Annotated in this window: 1 protein-coding gene and 1 pseudogene; one reads left to right on the forward strand and one right to left on the reverse strand. The window is 66.6% G+C overall.

Annotated elements, in window-relative coordinates:
* Positions 1–377 precede the first annotated feature (377 nt).
* Complete coding sequence (locus ACGFU7_RS48045; protein ID WP_393705130.1) at positions 378–1,406, forward strand: hypothetical protein; 1,029 nt, start codon at positions 378–380, stop codon at positions 1,404–1,406.
* Positions 1,407–1,511: 105 nt separating this feature from the next.
* Here ACGFU7_RS48045 and ACGFU7_RS48050 read toward each other — a convergent pair.
* Positions 1,512–1,697 (reverse strand): annotated as a pseudogene (locus ACGFU7_RS48050) (IS630 family transposase); the annotation flags it as partial.

Here is a 1,697-nt window from a genome sequence, read left to right on the forward strand (position 1 = left end):
GACACCAACGCCAGCCCCACATCGTCCGCGGCTACTCCCACGGCCCCCACGTCCGCTACACCCTCAACGAGAACCCATTGAGTTTCCGATCAATACGCCACCCGCTGGGGGCGGCTCCCGCCGCACGGCAGCGTCGCCCGCCTGCGGGTGATCTTCCGTTTCTCCCGGTTGGCCCTGCTCGTCCGGTGTTCGCAGGAGCCCTGGTGGAGCCTGGACGAGTGGCACCCGCGATGCGATCCGCGCATCCCGCTGTCGCGGCACGAACCGCAGGCCCACTACGGCTGTTCACCCTCCAAGATCAGCCATCCGTGGCTGCGGAGGCGGTGAAGTGGTGCCTGGGCACCCAGTTGGAGGCCGGCGTCCTGCGTTGGTCGACGGTGAGCCAGGAGCGGATGCACTGTTTCGTCCGCTTCGACCGGTGGCTGTCGACCTTCGCTGATCCGCTGGACGTGCTGGGGGACCCCGCTCACGCGGTTCAGCTGGCCGCTGCCTTCTGCCGGCGGGACGCCGATCCCGTCAACCGGCTAACCCGTCAGTCCGAGCGGCGCTTCGCCGACAAGCCGGTCCACCCGCGCCAGGTCAACGACGATCTGCGGGCCGTCGCCGAGCTGTTCGCGTTCATCGCGGCCAACCCGATCGAGGCCCGCCAGGTGCTCGGGCCTGCCCCATGGTCCCGGGTCACCGACGCGCACGCAGCCGGCTGGATCCGTCAGGTCTCCCGCATCCCTCGCCAGCGGGAACTCAACGACGAGTACTACGTCGACGACCACGCGCTCGCCCAGATTCCCGCGGCCCTGCCTCTACTCGGCCTGGGTCGCGACGAACAGATGACCGTCACCCGCGGCGACGGCTCGCAGGCCATCGCCCGTGGTTTCGACGATGCGCAAGCCATGCGCATGATCCTGCTGCAGATCCTCACCGGCCGTCGGGCCAGCGAGATCCGCACCTGCCTGTTCGAGTGCCTCTCCCCGGTCCCCGACCGGACGGTCGATGCCGCCGAGGGCGAGGAGGTCGCCCGGTTCCACTACGCACAGAGCAAGATCGATATCGCGCCGGACAACATCCTCGTCGACCGCGAGGTCGTCGCGGTCATCGAAGAACAGCAGCACTGGATCCGCTCCCGCTTCCCCGACGCCACCCCGTGTCGGCGTATACACTTACGTAAGTGTGTACGCCGACACCCGCAACCTCGACCCGGGCCGCAAGAGCCGGGACCTCGTCCGCCAGCTCAAGGCCCTCGGCCACGACGTCACCCTCACCCCGGCAGCCGCCTGACGCACGACCCCACCACCCCACGAGAGCCCCTCGACCGTCACCGCCGAGGGGCTATCTCGCCGTGTCCACCGCGCCGTCGAGTTTTCCGGTCAGAGCGTCGCGAGGCGGCAAGATCGAATGAGAAGGGATAGTTGCCTACCTGGAGCAGTCAATTTGCGCCATCCTCCAGGAAGGGAGAATCGTTTAAAATATGCTAAATATCTAATTTGTAATGATAGGGCATCAATGCTTATTGATCAGAAACTCAAAGGGTTCTCGTTGAGGGTGTAGCGGACGTGGGGGCCGTGGAAGTAGCCGCGGACGATGTGGGGCTGGCGTTGGCGTCTGCGGAAGAAGCGGCGGGTCTCGGCCGCGAGTTCGGCCTGGTTCCGGGCCCGGTGGCCTTTGGGCAGGCTGTGCTTGAGGTCGGCGTTGACGAGCTC

Origin of the sequence: Streptomyces sp. NPDC048473 (genome assembly GCF_043200155.1) — a bacterium.
Lineage (GTDB): Bacteria > Actinomycetota > Actinomycetes > Streptomycetales > Streptomycetaceae > Streptomyces.